The sequence below is a fragment of the Mycobacterium sp. 852014-52450_SCH5900713 genome (assembly GCF_001667075.1).
Taxonomy (GTDB): Bacteria; Actinomycetota; Actinomycetes; order Mycobacteriales; family Mycobacteriaceae; genus Mycobacterium.
In genome coordinates this window covers 1-18,317 of record NZ_LZIL01000070.1, presented here as the reverse complement: position 1 = coordinate 18,317, position 18,317 = coordinate 1, and the positions used below count along the sequence as shown (strand labels likewise).

General features: G+C 67.7%; 18 protein-coding genes. 15 read left to right on the top strand and 3 right to left on the bottom strand.

Features of this window, described 5'->3' with window-relative positions:
- Nucleotides 1–45 precede the first annotated feature (45 nt).
- The 9 genes from A5773_RS21435 to A5773_RS21395 all read left to right on the top strand — a co-directional run bounded on the left by A5773_RS21435 (nt 46) and on the right by A5773_RS21395 (nt 8,643).
- Entirely contained in the window at nt 46–363 is a 318-nt protein-coding gene (locus A5773_RS21435) for a WXG100 family type VII secretion target (RefSeq protein ID WP_066945961.1), read from the top strand.
- A gap of 15 nt (nt 364–378) precedes the next feature.
- Nucleotides 379–675, top strand: coding sequence for a WXG100 family type VII secretion target (locus A5773_RS21430; RefSeq protein WP_066945698.1), 297 nt, complete (start codon nt 379–381; stop codon nt 673–675).
- Nucleotides 676–894: 219 nt separating this feature from the next.
- The gene (rplM, locus tag A5773_RS21425; protein WP_066945695.1) at nt 895–1,338 is read left to right on the top strand and encodes a 50S ribosomal protein L13; all 444 of its coding nucleotides are present in this window, start codon (nt 895–897) and stop codon (nt 1,336–1,338) included.
- A 17-nt stretch (nt 1,339–1,355) separates the two neighbouring features.
- A complete protein-coding gene (gene rpsI, locus A5773_RS21420; RefSeq protein WP_369817388.1) occupies nt 1,356–1,823 on the top strand; it encodes a 30S ribosomal protein S9 in 468 nt (155 codons plus the stop codon).
- A gap of 149 nt (nt 1,824–1,972) precedes the next feature.
- Entirely contained in the window at nt 1,973–3,310 is a 1,338-nt protein-coding gene (gene glmM, locus A5773_RS21415) for a phosphoglucosamine mutase (protein ID WP_067792445.1), read from the top strand.
- Between the two features lie 206 nt (nt 3,311–3,516).
- Nucleotides 3,517–5,856, top strand: a complete 2,340-nt coding sequence (locus tag A5773_RS21410) for a hypothetical protein (protein ID WP_066945686.1) — start codon at nt 3,517–3,519, stop codon at nt 5,854–5,856.
- Nucleotides 5,857–5,858: 2 nt separating this feature from the next.
- Nucleotides 5,859–6,686, top strand: coding sequence for a hypothetical protein (locus A5773_RS21405; RefSeq protein WP_369817386.1), 828 nt, complete (start codon nt 5,859–5,861; stop codon nt 6,684–6,686).
- A gap of 251 nt (nt 6,687–6,937) precedes the next feature.
- On the top strand, nt 6,938–7,267 hold the full coding sequence (locus A5773_RS21400) for a type VII secretion target (protein WP_066945683.1): 330 nt from the start codon (nt 6,938–6,940) through the stop codon (nt 7,265–7,267).
- 2 nt (nt 7,268–7,269) lie between these two features.
- Nucleotides 7,270–8,643, top strand: a complete 1,374-nt coding sequence (locus A5773_RS21395; RefSeq protein WP_066945678.1) for a hypothetical protein — start codon at nt 7,270–7,272, stop codon at nt 8,641–8,643.
- Nucleotides 8,644–8,647: 4 nt separating this feature from the next.
- Here A5773_RS21395 and A5773_RS21390 read toward each other — a convergent pair whose 3' ends face one another.
- The 3 genes from A5773_RS21390 to A5773_RS21380 form a co-directional block, all read right to left on the bottom strand.
- Nucleotides 8,648–9,691, bottom strand: coding sequence for an LLM class F420-dependent oxidoreductase (locus A5773_RS21390; RefSeq protein ID WP_066945950.1), 1,044 nt, complete (start codon nt 9,689–9,691; stop codon nt 8,648–8,650).
- A gap of 78 nt (nt 9,692–9,769) precedes the next feature.
- Nucleotides 9,770–10,609: an alpha/beta hydrolase gene (locus tag A5773_RS21385; RefSeq protein WP_066945675.1), complete on the bottom strand. Its 840-nt coding sequence runs from the start codon at nt 10,607–10,609 to the stop codon at nt 9,770–9,772.
- Nucleotides 10,610–10,632: 23 nt separating this feature from the next.
- Nucleotides 10,633–10,848 (bottom strand): Rv1535 family protein, encoded by a 216-nt coding sequence (locus A5773_RS21380; RefSeq protein WP_066945672.1) that lies wholly within the window; start codon nt 10,846–10,848, stop codon nt 10,633–10,635.
- Between the two features lie 634 nt (nt 10,849–11,482).
- Between A5773_RS21380 and glmS the strand changes: the two genes are divergently transcribed.
- The 6 genes from glmS to A5773_RS21350 form a co-directional block, all read left to right on the top strand.
- Entirely contained in the window at nt 11,483–13,348 is a 1,866-nt protein-coding gene (glmS, locus tag A5773_RS21375) for a glutamine--fructose-6-phosphate transaminase (isomerizing) (protein WP_066945669.1), read from the top strand.
- 90 nt (nt 13,349–13,438) lie between these two features.
- Nucleotides 13,439–14,341, top strand: coding sequence for a DUF4436 domain-containing protein (locus A5773_RS21370; protein ID WP_066945666.1), 903 nt, complete (start codon nt 13,439–13,441; stop codon nt 14,339–14,341).
- A gap of 127 nt (nt 14,342–14,468) precedes the next feature.
- Nucleotides 14,469–15,317, top strand: a complete 849-nt coding sequence (locus A5773_RS21365) for a DUF4436 domain-containing protein (RefSeq protein WP_066945662.1) — start codon at nt 14,469–14,471, stop codon at nt 15,315–15,317.
- A 38-nt stretch (nt 15,318–15,355) separates the two neighbouring features.
- Nucleotides 15,356–16,204: a DUF4436 domain-containing protein gene (locus A5773_RS21360; protein WP_066945659.1), complete on the top strand. Its 849-nt coding sequence runs from the start codon at nt 15,356–15,358 to the stop codon at nt 16,202–16,204.
- 74 nt (nt 16,205–16,278) lie between these two features.
- Nucleotides 16,279–16,956 (top strand): rhomboid-like protein, encoded by a 678-nt coding sequence (locus A5773_RS21355; protein WP_066945655.1) that lies wholly within the window; start codon nt 16,279–16,281, stop codon nt 16,954–16,956.
- Between the two features lie 33 nt (nt 16,957–16,989).
- Nucleotides 16,990–18,317, top strand: a 1,328-nt coding sequence (locus A5773_RS21350; protein ID WP_067792504.1) for a bifunctional ADP-dependent NAD(P)H-hydrate dehydratase/NAD(P)H-hydrate epimerase, incomplete at its 3' end; no start/stop codon positions are given.

Below are 18,317 nucleotides of genomic sequence, written 5' to 3'. Positions count from 1 at the left end.
CGAATCGAGTGGAACCAAATGCGCGTCGTCAGGGTCGAACTCAATATGGCTGCAGCGAACACACTAAACGCCGATTTCGACCTGATGCGGTCCGTTGCGGGCATGACGGACGCCCGCAACGAGGAAATCCGGGCCATGCTGCAAGCGTTCATCGGCCGCGTGAGCGGAGTGCCGCCATCGGTCTGGGGCGGGGCCGCGGCTGGGCGGTTCAAAGACGTGGTGGATCGCTGGAACGCCGAGTCGTTGCGGCTCTATCACGTCCTGCACGCGATCGCCGAGACCATTCGGCACAACGCGGCCAGTCTGCAGGCGGCCGGCCACGACCACGCAAGCCACATCACCGCCGCCGGCGGACAACTCTGACCGAAAGGACCATCCGTGGAATCGGCGCTCTCCTACGACTTCGGCGAAATCGAGTATTCGGTTCGCCAGGAGATCCACACCACATCGGCCCGCTTCAACGCGGCGCTGGATGAACTGAGGTCGCAGATCGCCCCGTTGCAGCAGCTCTGGACCCGTGAGGCTGCGGCCGCCTACCAGGTTGAGCAGCAGAAGTGGCACCAGGCCGCGACCGCCCTCAACGAGATATTGGTAGATCTCGGAAACGCGGTGCGCGATGGCGCGGACCAGGTGGCGGACGCCGATCGGCGGGCGGGCCACGTCTGGGGAGGGTAGCCGCGCCCATAGTCGTCTGTGTGGTCCCGGTGGGGGAGAGCCGTCGGGACCACACAGTCGTTTTGACCTGCGGGGACACCCGTCGGTAAGCTGCTCGGTTGGCGTGCGGTACGCCGGGGCCTCGGGTCAATGTCGGTCGCCGAGATATCCCCACCGCAAACGCCTGACCGGCACCCGGCTCGACCCGGGATCCACCTCGAGAAAGAAAAGGTAAGCGCTGTGCCCACCTACGCGCCAAAGGCGGGTGACACCACGCGGTCGTGGTACGTCATCGACGCCACGGACGTGGTGCTTGGCCGCCTTGCCGTCGCGGCAGCCACCCTGTTGCGCGGCAAGCACAAGCCGACGTTCGCCCCCAATGTCGATGGCGGTGACTTCGTCATCGTCATCAACGCCGACAAGGTCGCCCTGTCCGGCGACAAACTGCAGAACAAGCTGGCTTACCGCCACTCGGGGTATCCCGGCGGCCTGCACTCGCGCACCACTGGCGAGCTGATGGAAAAGCACCCCGACCGCGTCGTCGAGAAGGCGATCGTCGGCATGCTGCCCAAGAACAAGCTCAGCCGTCAGATCCAGCGCAAACTCCACGTCTACGCCGGCCCGGAGCACCCGCACGCCGCTCAGAAGCCGGTTCCGTACGAGATCAAGCAGGTGGCCCAGTGACCGAAACGACCGAGGCCCTGGAAACCACGGCCACCCCGGAAACCCCGGACGTTCCGGCCGAGGCGCCCGCCCCCGCGGCCGCCGAGTCCTTCGTCTTCGACCGGCCCATCCAGACCGTCGGCCGCCGCAAGGAGGCCGTGGTGCGGGTGCGCATGGTCCCCGGCACCGGCAAGTTCGACCTCAACGGCCGCAGCCTGGAGGACTACTTCCCCAACAAGGTGCACCAGCAGCTCATCAAGGCCCCGCTGGTCACGGTCGACCGGGCGGAGAGCTTCGACATCTTCGCCCTGCTGCACGGCGGCGGACCCTCGGGCCAGGCCGGTGCGCTGCGTCTGGGCATCGCCCGGGCGCTGATCGTGGCGCAGCCGGAGGACCGGCCCGCGCTGAAGAAGGCCGGGTTCCTCACCCGTGACCCGCGCGCAACCGAGCGCAAGAAGTACGGCCTGAAGAAGGCCCGCAAGGCGCCTCAGTACAGCAAGCGCTGATCAACCATCACTTTCTGGCCGCAACGGGGCCTCAAACGGGGAAGGCACGCGCTTTCTTCGGCGTGTCTGCGCGCAAACGCGCCCCGTTTCGGTCAGAAAAGAACGGGCACGTTAGGTGCTAAACCGTCGATTGTGAGAGGTTTGTCCGCATGGGCCGACTATTCGGCACCGATGGTGTCCGCGGGGTCGCCAATCGGGAGTTGACCGCCGAGCTGGCGCTGGCGCTGGGCGCCGCCGCCGCTCGGCACCTGGCGAGCTCGGGCGGACCGGGCCGGCGCGTCGCCGTGATCGGGCGCGACCCCCGGGCCAGCGGCGAGATGCTGGAGGCCGCGGTGATCGCCGGGCTGACCAGCCAGGGTGTCGACGCGCTGCGGGTAGGGGTGCTGCCCACCCCGGCGGTGGCCTACCTGACCGGCGCGTATGACGCCGACTTCGGGGTGATGATCTCGGCGTCGCACAACCCGATGCCCGACAACGGCATCAAGATCTTCGGCCCCGGCGGCCGCAAGCTCGACGACGACACCGAGGACCGGATCGAGGCGCTCGTGACGGCGGAACCCGGGCTGCGCCCGGTCGGCGCCGGCATCGGCCGCGTCATCGACGCCGAGGACGCCGCCGACCGCTACCTGCGCCACCTGAGCAAGGCCAGCACGCTGCGGCTCGACGGCCTGACCGTGGTGGTCGACTGCGCGCACGGCGCGGCCTCGTCGGTGGCGCCGCGGGCGTACCGCGCCGCCGGCGCCCGGGTGATCGCGATCAACGCCGACCCCAACGGGCTGAACATCAACGACAACTGCGGCTCCACCCACCTGGACTCGCTGCGCTCGGCGGTCATCGCGCACCGGGCCGACCTCGGCCTGGCCCACGACGGGGACGCCGACCGCTGCCTGGCCATCGACGCCAACGGCGACCTCGTCGACGGCGACGCGATCATGGTCGTGCTCGCGCTGGCGATGCGGGACGCCGGCGAGCTGGCCTCGGACACGCTGGTGGCCACCGTGATGAGCAACCTCGGGCTGCACCTTGCCATGCGCTCCGCCGGGATCACCGTGCGCACCACCGGCGTCGGTGACCGCTACGTCCTCGAGGAACTGCGGGCCGGCGAGTACAGCCTCGGCGGCGAGCAGTCCGGCCACATCGTGATGCCCGCGCTGGGCTCCACCGGGGACGGCATCGTCACCGGGCTGCGCCTGATGAACCGGATGGTGCAGACCGGCTCGTCACTGACCACGCTCGCCGCGCCGATGAAGACGCTGCCGCAGGTGCTGATCAACGTGCGCGTCGCCGACAAGGACGTCGCCGCCGCCACGCCCGCGGTGCGCACCGCGGTCGGCGACGCCGAGGCCGAACTCGGCGACACCGGCCGAATCCTGTTGCGGCCGTCGGGGACCGAGCCCCTGATCCGGGTCATGGTGGAAGCCCCCGAGGCGGACGTCGCGCAGCGCGTCGCGAATCGGGTGGCCGAGGCGGTCAGCTCCGCGCGCTGACTTGCGGCCGGACTCCGGGTGCATTACCACGCCACCGGCGATCTCGACTGAATTGATCCCCAGGCCTGGGGCAGTAATCTTGTCGCCAGCGCGGAAGGGGTGGGGATGCTCGTCGGTAGCGGTGCGCGGCGAATCGGGGTTCGCTTCGCTGGTCGGCGTGCGCAGAAAGCGGTCGGCCGGCGATCGCGGCGCGGCGTGGAGGTGCGGTGCAGCTGAAGTATCTCACCAAAGGGGAGCTGGTGGCCGGGGCCGGCGGTGATCCGTGGGAGATCAACCGGACCCTGCAGGCGGGCCAGCCGGGGCAGATCTCCAACCTGGCCAACGCCTTTCATGGCGGCGGGCGCTCTACTGCCGAGGCCGACCATGCCTTCGAGCAAGCCCGCAAGCGATTCGAGGCGGCCTGGAATCGCCAGAACGGGGATCACCCGATCAACGCCTCCGCCGAAGTCCAGCGCACGACCCAGGCGCTGGGAGCCCAGTCCGAACAGTTGCCCAAGATCGGCGCCGACCTGGAAAACATCGCCGCCGCGCTGGCCGAGGCGCAGAAAAGCGGCGCCGCAGAGATCGCCACCTTGGAAGGCCAGTTGGAGCACCTCGATCAACTGATCGACCTGGCGATGAAAGATCTCCAGGACCACCCGGACGCGGCGAGCCAGCAGGAGCTGCACACGATCATCAAGATGCTCAAAGCCTCCGCGGTGAGCGACACCAAAGACGCGCTCGACCAGCTGCAGGCAACACGGCACAACTACTCCGACTCGCTACACCAGGCGCAGACCAACCTGGCGAACGACGGGTACGACCCCGGCCACGTCCTCGGTGTCGACGGTCACGAGGCCGAGACGCCCGAGCAAGCCGAACAAGACGTCAAGGGAGCGCTCGGGGGTGATAAAGGGGCCGCCGCCCGCGTGAACGGGGTGCTGAACTCGATCACGCCCGACCAGCGTGCCGGGAAGGTGCCGTTGACCGCCGAGCAGGCGTCGGTGTTGAGCCAGCTGCAAGCTCAAGAGCACGGGATGTCGATCGATGCGCTCAACACCGCCGAGCAACGGCTCGGCGACGAAAAGGGCATGATCGGCAACTCCTGGCAGTTGATGAGCAACCCCAACCTCACGTTCCCCAAGACGCCACTCCAGGTCGGTGCGAAACAGGGGACGGACACGGTCAAAGGCGGGGCCGCGCAGCTGCCGGAAAGTGTTCAGCAGGCGCTGAATTCGTCTGGCCTGGAATACATGCGCCAAACTAACGACATCGCCATCATCGTCAAGGACGGCGACAAGTCCTTCCAGACGAACACCGATCTGGATCGGGCGATGGTCCGCAAGGCCGGGGCCATGATGGACACCCCGCTCTGGCAGCACGACCCGGCCAGCCAGGGCCAAAACGTCGAGCGCGATCCCGCCATGGACCCCACGGTGTCCAACGTGTTATCCGCGATGTCGCCCGATCACCAGGTCGTCCACGACACCATGACCGGCAGCGATCACGACAAGTTCCTGCAGAACCTGACCCATCACGCCTGGAAGGACAACGGCCAGGCGGTCGGTTCGCTGTTCTCCTGGACCGGCGACGCCGCGCAGGGGCCGGAAGCCAAAATCGCCGGTGAAACCGCCCGCGCGTACGCGGATTACGTCGGCCACCATGCGTCCACGGACTTGCTGCATCTCCCGGGCAACCACACCTTGGGGCAAGTGAACCCCAACCTCGTCCAAGCGATGGGCCACGGCCTCGACCCGTACGTCAACAACATCGCCGGAACATCCAATGGACTGCCGGAATTCGGTAAACCGCTCGACAGCACCGGTGACGTCCATTCCGGCGCACTGCCTCTCGCCAAGGGCATCTTCTCGGTGATGGACAGCGACCCCACCGCGGCGCGGGACTTCAACAAGAACGCGTACACCCAGGCGTTGCTGCACGACTCTTCGTTCGCGCTGAATCCGCATCATGACGGTTACAGCGACCAGCTCTACGACGCCGCCACGTTGCGGGGGCTGGTCGATGTCGGGACTCACAATGCCTACGAAGCGAACGAACAAAACGGTTACCACCAACAACTCTCGGAATACGACTCGAAGAAGCTGGCCTACGAAGACAGCGTCCAGGCCGCCAGCACGGTCGGCGGTTGGGTCCCGGGGGTGGGCAAAGTCGCCGGACCCACGATCGGAATGGTCGGGCATAACCTCGAAAACGACATGTTGGGGCCGGCGCCCACAGCGCCGGGCCAAACGCCGATCCAACCCATGGACATCGGGAACGCCGACGAACACATGCTCGATGCGCTGCTCGGGGCAAACCAGCACATCTCGGGATTGCCGCCCGAATATCTTGTCTACGACCATGATCACCCCAATGGGCGAATCGCGACGCTCGACGAGATGCAGGCCAAACATCCCGATCTCACCGCCGGTCAATACAACAATGTGCTCGGCCCCGTCTTGTCTCAGACACTTGAGCTGCCGCCGAATGAGAAGATGTCGCCGGATCAATACATGGTCGATCGCTACAACAACGTCATCGGGGTACCGCAACCCCCTGGGAAGTAATGATGAGCATCCGGCGCGGACTGCGCACTTTCACGGCACTGTCGACGGTAACCCTCTCGTTGGTCACCGGCTGCGCCTCGGGCAATCATCCCGGCCCGGCCGCGTCGCCCACGTCCACGACGCCCGCCGGCTGGCCACCGACGCTGAACGACTTCAGCGTGGTGTGGAGCGCGGAGCAGGGTATCGACCTCACCACCGCGCCCGCCGCGGTGGTCCGCGCCTACACCGAGTCCTACCTGCTGGCCTCCGTCACGGGTGACGAGAAATTCCTGTACCCGGGATTCAAGCAAGCGGTAGACCCCAACAAGTCGATCGACAACCCGACCGGCAGCCGGTTCCGGTGGCCGAAGACCGACCGCAGGCCGGAAAAACCCTGGGTGGGAACCGAACAGGCCCATATCCTTTCCATCGGGACATCTGGCCGTGACGTGACGGTGGTGGTCTGTGAATATCTGTTCGGCACCGCGCAGGCACAGGGGCACGGATACACCCCGAACATTGCCCAGCCACCCCCCGATTCGGGCATCGACCCGATGCGAATCACGATGACGGCGCCCGCCACCGGCCCGCAAATGCCCGCCCAACAGGGACCGGCTCGCGCCCCGTCGACCGATGTGTTCGGCGGTTGGAGGATCACCGGCCATCAGGGTGGTTACTTCGCCGAATCCGGGCTCGCAGCTGAATGGCCTGGTATCGCTCAGGACACTGATGCCTGTCGTTCCAAAGCGCCCCCACACCCCGAACTCATCCGCGGCGGTGAATATCCCCGCACCGACTTTCCCACCCTGCCGCCGTCTCCCGGCTGGCCGGCTCCCAGCCCGAATTCGTGAGGAGGGCAGTCAATCCTGCTCAGCCTCTACCAATTTCGATATCGCGCTGGTATCGTCCGGCCGGCGCGCGCGTGATAGCCGCCAACGCCGACCCAGTCACCGAATCCTGCTGCGCCCGTTGAAAATCAAGCCCCTCATCGCTTCACGGTGGAAGCTCCCGAGGCCGCGGCGCCCACCGCATCTCGGAGGTGGTCAGCGCGTGCGTTGATTGCGGCCGGAACCACCGGGCGTTCCCGGGCGTCGGACTAGGCATGAGATTCGACAGGGGAGTACGACCGGCCACCGTGGCGCGTACCGAGATCGACGTCCCGGCGACGCACCGCATCGCCGACCAGTTCAGCACCGCCGCCGACATCATCGACCGCGCCCTCAGCGATCAGCTGGGCCGATTGGCTTTCGGCGGGCCCAGCGCGGGGCGGGCGCACACCGCGCGCGGCGAGGCGCTGCGGGTTGAGCTGGAGCGCCTGGCCACCGAAGTCGCGCAGTGGTCGCGCGCGTCGGTCGAGATCGCCGCGGCCCTGCGGGTCAGCGCCGACCGCTACGCCGACGCCGAACGGTATGCCGTGGCGCGGATCGCTTGATCATGGCCGAACGGTTGGACGTCGCGGAACGCCTCGCCGAGGGTCTGCCCGCCGTCGAGCACACCCAGAGTTATGTGCAGGCCTGCCACGTCGTGGGCTACCACCATCCCAACCTGACGGCGCACGTCGCCCAGGTCCGCGACTGGTACGACACCGAAGACGGCCTGGACCTGCGCGCCCTCGACCGCGACTGCGCCGAACTGCGGTCGGCGGGCGAGGCGGTCATGGAAGCCCTGCGGATACAGCGCGCCCAGGCGGCCGAGCTGGCCGCGGCGTGGACCGGGCCGGGCGGGGACGCCGCGGCGCGGTTCCTGGAGCGCCACTGCGACACGGCCAGCACCCTGGCCACGGAACTGCGTGCGGCGGCCCAACGGTGCGAATCCCTGCGCGACAACCTGTGGTACCTGGTCGACACGAAGGTTGCGACCACCATCGCCATCGACGACCGCACGCAGGTGCAGCGACCGGCGTGGTTGGCGGCCTCCGCCGCGGTCACGGCCGGGATGGGCGATCGCCAAGCCGCCGAAGAGGTTGTGCGCGGGCAGGTAATGCCGTACGTGGACAATGAGATTCGCGACGACTGGCTGACCACGATGCGCTCGACGCGCGACGGTGTGGCGACCTCCTACGACATGGTCACCGACAGAATGGCCGCCGCGCCGGCGGCGCGCTTCGAAGCCCCCGGTGATCTCGGGCCCGGCTATCAACCGTTGCGGCCGTCCGTGTCCAGCGCCCCGCCCGTCGCGGTCACGCCCGCGGCCGTGGCGGTTTCGAGCCCGCCGGCGGATCCGGCTCCGAGCCCGCCGGCGGATCCGGTACCGACCGCGGCGACGCTCGCGCCGGCTCCGGTCCCGGCCGCGCCGCAGCCGGACTGGGGCACCGCGCTGGGGGACGGCGCCGGCATGCCGGCGGGCGATCTGGGCGGTGGGCTCGGCGGCGGTGGTGCCGGTCTCCTCGGGTTGGCCAGCAGGATCGTCGACGCGGTCGGCGGTCTGCTCGGCTCGGCCGGCGACGAGGCGGGCGCCGCCGATCCCTTCGGCGACGGAACCACGTTCGACGAGGACCCCTTCGAGGCCGACGAAACGGACGGCACCGACGACAAGGACGACGAGCCCGCGAAAACGGAAGATGTCGAGGAGGCCGAGGAAGCCAAGCCCGACGCGGCGGTTCAACCGGTCGACGCGCCGATGCCGGTCGATGCGTCGGCACCCGCGGATCCGCCACCACCGGCTGCCCCGCCGGTCGACGCACCCGCACCGGTCGACGCACCCGCACCGGTGGCCGCTCCAGCGACGGGCGAGCCTTCGCCTCCGGCCACCGACGGGAAGACGCCCTGCGAGATCGCCGCGGACCAGCTGCCGCAGGCGGGGCAGTGACGGCTCAGGCCGGGCGCAGCCGCAGCACGTCCTCGACGAAGCGCAAGGATTCGGCGCGGTCGGTGGCCAGCGGGCTGAGCAACAGCGTCGTCACCCCGGCCTCGGCGAAGGCGGCCAGGCGTTCGGCGACGTATCCGCGAGGGCCGACCAGCGACATGCCGCGCACCAATTCGTCGGGCACCGTATCGATGGCCTCTCGCTTACGGCCGGACAGGTACAGCTCCTGGATGCGGTCGGCGACCTCGCCGAACCCGTAACGCGTCGCCAGGGCGTGATAGAAATTGCGGCCCTTGGCGCCCATACCGCCGAGGTACAGGCCGAGCTGCGGCTTGACCCACGCCAGCCGCTCGTCGACGTCGTCGCCGATGGCCACCGACGCGTGCACCATGACGTCCAGCGGCCCCAGCGCCGGATCCCGCTTGGCCGCACCGGCCGCCAGCGCATCGCCCCACACCGATGCGGCCTTGTCCGGGAGATAGAAGACGGGCTGCCAACCTTCGGCGATCTCGGCGGTGAGCTCGACATTCTTCGGGCCCAGCGCGGCGATCGTGATGGGAATGCGTTCGCGCACAGGATGATTGATTAGCTGAAGGGCCTTGCCCAGCCCCGTTCCGCGGTCGGGCGGCAACGGAATCTGGTAGTGCTTGCCGTTGTGCTGCAGCCGTTCCCGGCGCCACACCTTCCGGCAGATCTCCACGATCTCGCGGGTGCGGCCCAGCGGCGCGTCGAACTCGACGCCGTGGAAGCCCTCGATCACCTGCGGCCCGGACGTGCCGATTCCCAGCCGGAAGCGCCCGTCGGACACGAAGTCCAGCCCCGCGGCCGTCATCGCCAGCAGCGAGGGCGTGCGGATGTAGATGGGCAACACCCCCGAGGCCAACTCGACGGTGTTCGTCTTGGCTGCCAGGTACCCGAGCTGGCTCACCGCGTCGAAGGCGTACGCCTCGGCCACCACGGCGATGTCGATGCCGGCCTTCTCGAGTTCGACGACGCGGTCCACGGCCTGGTGAAAGCCGCCCGAATAATCCAGAGCGATCCCGATGCGCATCCACGACAGATACCACGGCGGCACCCGCGCGCCGCGCGGGCTCGGGAACTTCAGCCGCCGAGGTGCCCGGTTACCGCATCACTTCAACAGCGCGACGATCTTCTCTTCCAGGGCGACCGGCGGGGCCTCGGGATCCAGCGGATCCGTCTTGGGCAGGTGGGCGTCGGGATCGGCGAAGTCGCGGTAGGTCTTGTCGCCGCCCAGCGTGTAGAGCAGGTAGCCGGTGAGCAGTGCGCGGACCGTGCGCTGCGTGCGCCGGTGCGGGCTGGCCAGGCCGAACACCTTGGTCAACCGCCGGCCCTCCGCGAGTCCGCCCGGTTGGGCCTTGCTGACGATGCGCAGCGTGGCAGCGTCCCATGCGCGCGACAGCGACAGGGCGTTGGACGTCAGCGACTGCGGATCCCCCGGAGCGGTCAAGATCAGCCCGGGGAGCTTCAGCGTCGTCGCCGGGGCCTCGGCCGGGGGGCTGGTGACGGCGGGAAACAGCGCCGCCGCCGCGGCCAGTTTGTTCGGCATGCCGGCCGCCGCGAACACCGCGGCCGAACCGCCGAAACCGTGCCCGGCCACGCCGAGCTTCGCCGGATGCACGCTGATCTTGCCCGGCCCGAGCCGCACACCGGACACGATGTCGAGCGCGGTGCCGAGGTCGAAGGCGAAGTTCAGGACGGACGGGGCCAGCCCGCGCTCGGTGTCGGGAGCGCCGGCCACGATGCCCCACGAAGCGAGATGCTCGAGCAGACCCGAATAGTTGCCGGCCTTGGTGAGCCAGTCGTGACCGAAAGCGATCCCGGGCAGATTCAGCCCTTCCTCCGGCGTGTACACCACCCCCGGCAAACCGGCAAACGCCAGGTCACCGCGCAAAACGCGATGCGGGCCACGGCGGCTGAGGGCTGCGACGAGCTTGCGGGTGCGGGCCACTCGTCGACGTTAGCGCATCGCGCTCAGGCCCTGACCTCGATCACGCCCACCCGCCAGAGCACCGCATACACCTGGCGTAGGGGGATGCTCAGCAACCGGGCGGCCGCGTCCACCATTGGGTCGCCACCACCGATCGGCTCGCGCCGGCGCCGCTTGGCTGCCGGTCTCGGTGCCGGCGCCAGCGTCAAGCTGGCCGCAGGCGAAGTAGTCACCACATCGTCGAACAGAACCGCGGTCATGATTCTCCCCTTGAAGAAGGCTACAAAAATTTCGGATTAACACTTATGAACGTTTATCTATCCGGCGGTTTACTTGCCTGTTCACAATCGAATTAACGGCAGGGTTTGAAACTTGCTTACCGGGTAGCTGGACTATCGGCTTTGATGTCAGTCATAAACAATTATTCTTGAAAAGATTTGGTCGCGCTGCGCGCATGAGCACCGGCAAATCCTGCGATTTACCAGGTAGCGAGGGTCAAGCGGGCGTCAACAAGCTGTCCTTTCTGCTGGCTTCGGCGGTTGCCAGTCATGGCCGATAAGCAGAATTCTAGGTAGCTGGCTTGCTGGATCGATGGCGCAGACGAAAACGCCACAAATACATCAGGTGAAAACGTTTCTACCGTTTATGAAGACGGCATGAAGTGGACCGTCAGCGTCCTTGCGATGGAAATCCGGGCGGATTGGTCCACGGCGTCCACCCGCCCCCGTCCCAGTAATGGTGCTCGGGTCCCGCCGTACCACCCACCGGATAGCGCTCCGATCGGAGCTCAGCGGCGGTAAGGCGCGGTCAATGTGGGCCTTTCGCGCAGGTGGGCGCCCTAACGCTCGCGTCGGCATGCCGTGGCGGGCCGACGGCTGCACTACCCTGGTGTGAATGTGCGGAATCGTCGGCTATGTCGGGCAGCAGCCCGCCTGCAAGGTCGTGATGGATGCGCTGCGCCGGATGGAGTACCGGGGCTACGACTCTTCGGGCATCGCACTGGTCAATGGCGCCGGGACGCTCACCGTGTGCCGCCGCGCCGGGCGGCTGGCGAACCTGGAGGAAGCGGTCGCACAAATGCCGCCGGAGTCGCTGGGCGGCACGACCGGCCTCGGCCACACTCGCTGGGCCACCCACGGGCGGCCCACCGACCGCAACGCCCACCCGCACCGCGATGCCGCCGGCAAGATCGCCGTCGTCCACAACGGCATCATCGAGAACTACCCGAGCCTGCGCCACGAGCTGGAGGCCCTGGGCGTGGAATTCGCCAGCGACACCGACACCGAGGTGGCGGTGCACCTGGTGGCGCGGGCCTACCTGCAGGGCGAGACCGCGGGTGACTTCGCCGCCTCGGTGCTGGCGGTGCTGCGGCGGCTGGAGGGCCACTTCACCCTGGTGTTCACCAACGCCGACGAGCCCGGCACCATCGTGGCCGCCCGCCGGTCCACGCCGCTGGTGATCGGGATCGGCGCCGGCGAGATGTTCGTCGGCTCCGACGTGGCCGCGTTCATCCCGCACACCCGCGACGCCATCGAACTCGGCCAGGACCAGGCCGTGGTGATCACCGCGGACGGCTACCGGATCACCGACTTCGACGGCAACCCCGACGTCGAGTACCGCGAGTTTCACATCGACTGGGACCTGGCCGCCGCGGAAAAGGGCGGCTACGAGTACTTCATGCTCAAGGAGATCGCCGAGCAGCCCGCCGCCGTGGCCGACACCTTGCTCGGGCATTTCGTCGACGGCCGGATCGTGCTCGACGAGCAGCGGCTCTCCGACCAGGAACTGCGCGAGATCGACAAGGTGTTCATCGTCGCCTGCGGCACCGCGTACCACTCCGGGCTGCTGGCCAAGTACGCCATCGAGCACTGGACGCGGTTGCCCGTCGAGGTGGAGCTGGCGAGCGAATTCCGCTACCGTGACCCGGTTCTGGACCGCAGCACGCTCGTCATCGCCATTTCGCAATCGGGGGAGACCGCCGACACCCTGGAAGCCGTCCGGCACGCCAAGGAGCAGAAGGCCAAGGTGCTGGCGATCTGCAACACCAACGGCTCGCAGATTCCCCGCGAATGCGACGCGGTGCTCTACACCCGCGCCGGTCCCGAGATCGGCGTCGCGTCGACCAAAACGTTCCTGGCGCAGATCGCCGCCAACTATCTGGTCGGGCTGGCGCTGGCGCAGGCGCGCGGCACCAAGTACCCCGACGAGGTCGAGCGGGAGTACCAGGAGCTGGAAGCCATGCCGGACCTGGTCGCGCGGGTGCTCGCGATGATCGAGCCGGTGGCCGCCCTGGCGTACCGGTTCGCGCAGTCCTCGACCGTGTTGTTCCTCGGGCGCCACGTCGGCTACCCGGTGGCGCTGGAAGGCGCGCTGAAGCTCAAGGAACTGGCCTACATGCACGCCGAGGGATTCGCCGCCGGCGAGCTCAAGCACGGGCCCATCGCGCTGATCGAGGACGACCTGCCCGTCATCGTCGTCATGCCCTCGCCCAAGGGGCAGGCCACGTTGCATTCCAAGCTGCTGTCCAACATCCGCGAGATCCAGGCCCGCGGCGCGGTCACCATCGTGATCGCCGAAGAAGGCGACGACACGGTGCGGCCCTATGCTGACCACCTGATCGAAATCCCATCGGTATCAACCCTTTTGCAGCCGCTGCTGTCGACCATCCCGCTTCAGGTGTTCGCCGCGTCGGTTGCCCAGGCCCGCGGTTACGACGTCGACAAGCCGCGAAACCTGGCCAAGTCCGTCACCGTCGAATAGTCAGTCGCTTCGGCTGTATCGCCGCCAGACCCGCCGCGGTTCCGTTAGATTGCCCTGGGGAAACAAGCCTTCCATAGCGGTAGGAGAAGCATGCGGTCGGCGGCCAGAAGATTCGCCGCGGTGGGCATCGTCGTGCTCATCGTCGGGACCTACGTCGCGTTGGTCGGGCTCTACCAGAACACGGTGGAAGCGGTTTCGGCCGGCACACTGAGCGACAACGCGGAGACGGCCGCCCAGACCATGGCGACTTTGACCGCGGAGGAGATGCAGTCGAACTTCAGCGCGGTGGTTGTCAACGTGGCTGTGGCACCCGGACCCGCGATGTTGGATCCGGTCACCCACCGTCTAAATGAAGACCTCATGGTGCGCGTCAGGTCGTCGGCCCAGCCCAGCCGACGCGACTACACGAAAGGCATGCTTCCCGGCGTCTTTCCGCTCCCGCTGACCATTGCGGGCCACGTCGAGCGTTGGCCGTTCGACAACTACACCTCGGGACCGATCGAGGTGCAGTTGTTCCATGGTGGCGATACGACGAAACCGCCGGAACTCATTCCGGTGCGGCTCATCGACCACTTGCCCGGATTCAAGGTTTCCGCCACCAAGTTCGCCGGCCACGAGGGGTACCGACTGAGCGTGCGCCGCGCGCCGAGTACCGCGGTGTTCGGGATCGTGATTTGCGGCGTGCTCATCGCCATCGCCGCCCTGGGCCTGATCGTGGCCATTCAGACGATGCGTGACCGGCGAAAGTTCCAGCCGCCGATGACGACGTGGTATGCGGCGATGCTCTTCGCGGTGGTACCCCTGCGCAATGCGCTTCCCGGCTCGCCCCCATTCGGGGCGTGGATCGATGTGACCATCGTGCTGTGGGTGATCGTCGCGCTCGTGGTAGCGATGCTGCTCTACATCGCCTGCTGGTGGCGGCATCTCAGGCCTGAGGTCCCTGAGGTCGCCGCCGCCCCGCCGCCGGAGCCGGTCCCGGCGCCGACGGGCTGACCTTCGGTACTTGAATCGACTTCCTTCCGTTTCAAGACGTTTCCGCCAGCCGTTCAACTACATTGCCCCGTGGGCAAGCGATTCATCCGTTAGATGGCCTCGGGGGCCAGTTCGGGCAGGGGGCGTCGTGAGATACGGAATCATCGCTTTGATCGTGGGCGTCGTTGGGGCGTACGTCGCGTCGGTCGCGCTATACGCCAACAGCGGAGGTCACCACCACCCGAACATCCCGGCCGGCGGTGACCGGAGCACGGCCACGTTGGTCATCGAAGACATTCAGTCGAACTACAGCGTGCTGATGGCCAACCTATCCATCTCGCCGGGATCGGCGCTGCTGGACCCGCAGACCCAGCACCTCAACGAGGACCTCAGCCTTCGAGTGCGATCCGTGGCAACACCGACCCGTCGCACGTGGACCAAGGGCATGCTGCCCGGTGTCTTCCCCGTCCCGCTCACCATCGCGGGTGAGATCGAGAATTGGCCCTTCGACCACTACGGTTCCGGGCCGGTCGAGATCGAGCTCATGCACGGCCCCGGGAACGTGCCCGAACGTGTGCCGGTGACCATCGTGAACCACCTCTCCGGTTGGCGGGTGACCACCGAGGGGTCCGGCCCCTATCAGGTGAGCGTGCACCGTTCGCTCAGCGCGGCGGGGTTCGGCATCGTCATCTGCGGTGTGCTCGTCGCCATCGCCGCCCTGGGCCTCTTCGTCGCCGTTCAGACGGTGCGTGACCGGCGGAAGTTCCAGCCGCCGATGACGACGTGGTATGCGGCGATGCTCTTTGCGGTGGTGCCGTTGCGGAACGCGCTTCCGGGTTCGCCGCCATTCGGCGGGTGGATCGACATCACGCTCGTGTTGTGGGTGCTCGTCGTCCTGGTGGTGTCCATGCTGCTCTACATCATGTGCTGGTGGCGGCATCTACGGCCCGAGGTTGTTGGTGCGCCGCCGAATCCGGCGCCGTCGCCATCGAGTTGAACTTAGCCGCTCATAGGCAGGTCAGTGGGGGAGTAGTCATGAGGTTCGCCGTGGTAGGTCTCATCGTGTCGATCGTTGCGGCATACGTCGCGTCGGTGGCGCTGTACGCCCAAAGCCGTACGGTGCATCACCGGGCGGAGGTTCCCGCTGGAGGCGATACCAGTACGGCGACCTTTTCGGTCGAAGACATTCAGTCGAATTACAGCGTCCTTGTTATCAACTTGGCGATTTCACCCGGATCGGCGCTGCTGGATCCGCAGACCCAGCACCTCAACGAAGACCTCAGCCTCTGGGTCAGATCCGCGGCGACGCCCACCCGCCGGACCTGGACCAAGGGCATGCTCCCCGGCGTGTTCCCCGTCCCGGTGACCATCGCGGGTGAAATCGAACGATGGCCCTTCGATCACTACGATTCGGGGCCGATCGAGGTGGAACTTCTGCACGGCGGCGAAGGTGGCGTTCCCGAGCGCTTGCCCGCCACGTTCGTGAACCACCTACCCGGCTGGCAGGTCACCGCCAGTAACGGCGGCGGGCTCGGTCCGTACCGAGTGACTCTGCAGCGGTCCCTGAGCGCAGCGGCGTTCGGCATCGTCATCTGCGGTGTGCTCATCGCCATTGCCGCGCTCGGTCTATTCGTTGCGGTGCAGACGCTGCGTGACCGGCGAAAGTTTCAGCCGCCGATGACAACCTGGTACGCGGCAATGCTTTTCGCGGTGGTGCCGTTGCGCAACGCACTTCCGGGTTCGCCGCCATTTGGCGGTTGGATCGACATCACCATCGTTCTCTGGGTGCTGGTCGTGTTGGTGATCTCGATGCTGCTCTACATCGCCTGCTGGTGGCGGCATTTGCGACCAGATGCCCCTCAGCCCGGCGCGCCCGCCGCTTAGGTGAAGCAGCGTGACGGTCCGCGTGCGAAGGTAATGACGTGACGAAAGCACCGGTGCGGTCCCGACTGCGCAGCATGGGGCTCGCGGTCTGGCACTACGTCAGCCACGCGCCGCTGACGTACGGGTGGCTGCTCGTGCTGCTGGTCACGACGCTCGCCCAGCACTGGCTGCCCCGGCGGCAACTGCACTCGATGCTGATGCACCATTCCACCAACATCCACGGGTTGGCGCGGGACCCGCTCGATGTCCTGTTTTCCAGCCTGCTGTGGATCGACGGCGACAACCTGGCGCCGTATCTGATCCTGTTCTCGTTGTTCCTGGCCCCGGCCGAACACTGGCTGGGCCAATTGCGCTGGCTCACAGTGGGATTGAGCGCCCACATCCTGTCCACATATTTCAGTGAGGGGCTGCTCTACCTCGCGATCGAGCAACACGACGCGTCGGAACGGCTGGTGCACGCCCGCGACATCGGCGTGAGCTACTTCCTGGTCGGGGTGATGGCCGTGCTCGCTTATCACATCGCTCGCCCGTGGCGCTGGGGTTACCTGGGCGTCCTGTTCATCATCTTCGGCTTCCCGTTGATCGCGATGGACCGGATTGAGCTGAACTTCACCGCGATCGGGCACTTCACCTCGATCCTCGTCGGGCTCTGCTTCTACCCGATGACGCGGCACATGGACCCGCGGCAGCTGAGCCCGGCACGCCTGCGGGCCATGGGGCGACGCCGCCGCTCGCCCGAGGCATCGGCCTGAGCCAAGCGGCCGCTGACCCGTAATGTGGCACTCGTGCGGCACTACTACTCCGTAGACGCGATCCGCCAGGCCGAGGCGCCGCTGCTGGCCAGCCTGCCCGACGGAGCCTTGATGCGGCGCGCGGCCTTCGGGCTGGCCGCCGAGATCCTCGCCGAATTGCGGGCCCGCACCGGCGGGGTGGCCGGGCGCCGGGTGTGCGCGGTCGTCGGCTCGGGCGACAACGGCGGTGACGCCCTGTGGGCCGCCACCTTCGTGCGCCGGCGCGGCGCGGCCGCCGACGCGGTGCTGCTCAACCCGGAACGCACCCACCGCAAGGGGCTGGCGGCGTTCACGAAGGCCGGTGGGCGCATCGTCGAAAGTGTCTCACCGACAACCGATCTCGTCATCGATGGGGTGGTGGGCATCTCCGGATCCGGGCCGCTGCGCCCGGCCGCGGCCGAGGTTTTCGCCGCGGTGGATGAGGCGGGCATCCCGGTGGTCGCCGTCGACATCCCCAGCGGCATCGATGTGGCGACCGGGGCGATCACCGGTCCGGCGGTGCACGCGGCGCTGACGGTCACCTTCGGCGGGCTCAAACCTGTGCACGCGCTCGCCGATTGCGGCCGGGTGAAGCTGATCGACATCGGGCTCGATTTACCGCATACCGACTTGCTGGGTTTCGAGGCCGCCGACGTGGCCGCGCGCTGGCCGGTGCCCGGGCCGCACGACGACAAGTACACCCAGGGCGTGACCGGGGTGATGGCCGGCTCGTCGACGTATCCGGGCGCGGCCGTGCTGTGCACCGGCGCCGCCGTCGCGGCGACGTCCGGCATGGTCCGCTACGCCGGCAGCGCGCACCGGGAGGTGCTCGCGCAGTGGCCCGAGGTGATCGCGTCGCCCACCCCCGCATCGGCCGGCAAGGTCCAATCCTGGGTCGTGGGGCCAGGATTGGGCACCGACGACACGGGGGCCGCCGCGTTGTGGTTCGCGCTGGAAACCGACTTGCCGGTGATCGTGGACGCCGACGGGCTGACCATCCTGGCCGCCCACCCCGAGCTGGTCGCCAACCGCGGCGCGCCGACGGTGCTGACCCCGCACGCCGGTGAATTCGCCCGCCTGGCGGGTAGCCCCCCGGGGGACGACCGGGTCGGGGCGTGCCAAAAGCTGGCCGACACCTTCGGGGCCACCGTGCTGCTCAAGGGGAACGTCACCGTCGTCGCCGATCCGGGCGGTCCGGTGTACCTCAACCCCGCCGGGCAATCCTGGGCGGCCACCGCCGGTTCCGGGGACGTGCTGTCCGGCATGATCGGCGCGCTGCTCGCCGCGGGCCTGCCGGCGGCCGAGGCGGCCGCGGCGGCCGCTTACATCCACGCGCGGGGGGC

What these genes read in the sequence shown, in the direction of transcription:
- A5773_RS21435 (WP_066945961.1), top strand. Translation starts at nt 46, where the DNA reads ATGGCTGCAGCGAACACACTAAACGCCGATTTCGACCTGATGCGGTCC.
- glmM (WP_067792445.1), top strand. Translation starts at nt 1,973, where the DNA reads ATGGGCCGACTATTCGGCACCGATGGTGTCCGCGGGGTCGCCAATCGG.
- A5773_RS21405 (WP_369817386.1), top strand. Translation starts at nt 5,859, where the DNA reads ATGAGCATCCGGCGCGGACTGCGCACTTTCACGGCACTGTCGACGGTA.
- A5773_RS21400 (WP_066945683.1), top strand. Translation starts at nt 6,938, where the DNA reads ATGAGATTCGACAGGGGAGTACGACCGGCCACCGTGGCGCGTACCGAG.
- A5773_RS21395 (WP_066945678.1), top strand. Translation starts at nt 7,270, where the DNA reads ATGGCCGAACGGTTGGACGTCGCGGAACGCCTCGCCGAGGGTCTGCCC.
- A5773_RS21390 (WP_066945950.1), bottom strand. Translation starts at nt 9,691, where the DNA reads ATGCGCATCGGGATCGCTCTGGATTATTCGGGCGGCTTTCACCAGGCC.
- A5773_RS21380 (WP_066945672.1), bottom strand. Translation starts at nt 10,848, where the DNA reads ATGACCGCGGTTCTGTTCGACGATGTGGTGACTACTTCGCCTGCGGCC.
- glmS (WP_066945669.1), top strand. Translation starts at nt 11,483, where the DNA reads ATGTGCGGAATCGTCGGCTATGTCGGGCAGCAGCCCGCCTGCAAGGTC.
- A5773_RS21370 (WP_066945666.1), top strand. Translation starts at nt 13,439, where the DNA reads ATGCGGTCGGCGGCCAGAAGATTCGCCGCGGTGGGCATCGTCGTGCTC.
- A5773_RS21360 (WP_066945659.1), top strand. Translation starts at nt 15,356, where the DNA reads ATGAGGTTCGCCGTGGTAGGTCTCATCGTGTCGATCGTTGCGGCATAC.
- A5773_RS21355 (WP_066945655.1), top strand. Translation starts at nt 16,279, where the DNA reads ATGGGGCTCGCGGTCTGGCACTACGTCAGCCACGCGCCGCTGACGTAC.